Source organism: Streptomyces sp. NPDC048424 (assembly GCF_040651555.1).
Classification (GTDB): Bacteria; Actinomycetota; Actinomycetes; order Streptomycetales; family Streptomycetaceae; genus Streptomyces.
The window spans coordinates 1-1759 of record NZ_JBEZKE010000084.1; the positions used below are offsets into that span (position 1 = coordinate 1).

Consider the following 1759-nt stretch of genomic DNA (forward strand, 5'->3'; position numbering starts at 1 on the left):
CGAACGCAAGGTGCCCAGACGCTCCGACCCCCCGACACGTTCGGCGCCCGAGGAGACACCCCGGCGCGCGCCCGGCCCCGTCACAACCGGCCCCCGCAGCACCCCGCCCGAGCGGCGCAGCCAATCGGCGCCCGGCCCCGGCACAACCGGCCCCCACCGCACCCCGCCCGAGCGGCGCAGCCAACCGGCAGCCACCCGGCCGGGCCCGTCACCCCTCCGGCTGCCCCTTGTGGCGGGCGTAGTAGCGGGCCACGCGGGCCCGGTTGCCGCACACCGAGGCGACGCACCAGCGGCGCCGGGGGTGGGCCGGCAGGAAGAGCAGCACGCAGTCGTGCGCCTCGCACGCACGGACCTGCCCCACCCGGGGATCCGTCAGGAGTTCCGCGACCGCCTCGGCCAGTTCGGCGGCGAGCCGCGGGGCCGGGTCGGCCGAGCGGTGCGCGGGCGCGGTCGTGCCGCCCTCCCGCGTCCAGGTCAGCACCCGGTGGGACGGCGCCGCGGCCAGCGCCCCGTTCAGCGCGGCCAGCGCCCCGGCCGGGGGCCGCTCGCCGCGCCGGGCCGCGTCGAGCGCCGGGCGCGCGGCCTCCCGTAGGGCCCGTACGGCGGCCACCTCGGCCGCGCCCACCGCGCCGACCGGGGTCAGCCGCCCGGCCTGCACGTCCAGCCAGGCCGCGAGGCCCGCCGCATCGGCGACGAGGTCGCCCTCGGCGGTACGGGTGTTGAGGAGGTCCAGCGCGAGGGGCTCACCGGTGAGCGGGAAGGTCACTGTCACCCAACTAATGCTACTGCAACCACTTGACCCATTAGCGATCACCGGCAAGACTAATGGAAACGAAGCCGCAGGAGGCATGTGATGACCGCTCGTCGCACCATCCCCACCATCTGGCACCGCACCGTCGACGTGGACGGAGTCCGCGTCGCCTACCGCGAGAGCGGCCCCGCCGACGGCCCCGTCCTTCTGCTCCTGCACGGCTTCCCCACCGCCTCGCACCAGTTCGCCCGTCTGATGGACGCCCTCGGCGACACGCCCTACCGCCTGATCGCCCCCGACTACCCCGGCTTCGGCCGGACCGAGGCCCCGGCCGGATTCACGTACACCTTCGACCGGCTCGCCGACGTCGTGGAGGGCTTCACCGACGTCCTCGGACTCGACCGCTACGCCCTGTACGTCTTCGACTTCGGCGCCCCCGTCGGACTGCGGCTCGCCGCGCGCCGCCCGGAGCGGGTGACCGGCCTGATCGTCCAGAACGGCAACGCGTACGAGGAGGGCCTCTCCGACGCGGCCCGCGAGTTCGCCGGGCTCCGGCGCGAGGTCCCCGGCAACGAGGAGCGGATCCGCGGCCTCTTCACCCTGGAGGGCACCCGCTTCCAGTACGAGACCGGCGTCGCCGACACCGGCCTGATCTCCCCCGACAGCCTGACCCTCGACGTGCACCACCTCGGCCTGCCGGGGCGCGCCGACGCCCAGGCCGACCTGGCCTTCGACTACGGCTCGAACTTCGCGCACTACCCCGCCTGGCAGGCGTGGCTGCGGAGCGCGGGGGTGCCGGTGCTGGTCGTCTGGGGCGCGGGCGACCCCTTCTTCACCCCGGCGGGCGCCAAGGCCTACCTCCAGGACGCCCCGGACGCCGCCGTCCACGTCTTCGAGGGCGCGGGCCACTTCGCCCTCCTGCGTCTCCTCCGGATCGAAGTCCGGGACCTGACTCGGCAGGCCGCCAATGATGATCGGATTGCGATCGGATGCGGAAGCCACGCTGTT

2 protein-coding genes are annotated in these 1759 nt (G+C 74.9%); one reads left to right on the plus strand and one right to left on the minus strand.

Annotated features, from left to right (window positions below):
* Positions 1-208 precede the first annotated feature (208 nt).
* Positions 209-772 carry a CGNR zinc finger domain-containing protein gene (locus tag AB0D29_RS38705; protein ID WP_362860529.1) on the minus strand — a complete coding sequence of 188 codons (564 nt, stop codon included), beginning with the start codon at positions 770-772 and terminating at the stop codon, positions 209-211.
* An 81-nt stretch (positions 773-853) separates the two neighbouring features.
* On the opposite strand from AB0D29_RS38705, the gene AB0D29_RS38710 reads away from it, so the two are divergent.
* The coding region (locus AB0D29_RS38710; protein ID WP_362860530.1) for an alpha/beta hydrolase at positions 854-1759 on the plus strand (906 nt) is incomplete at its 3' end.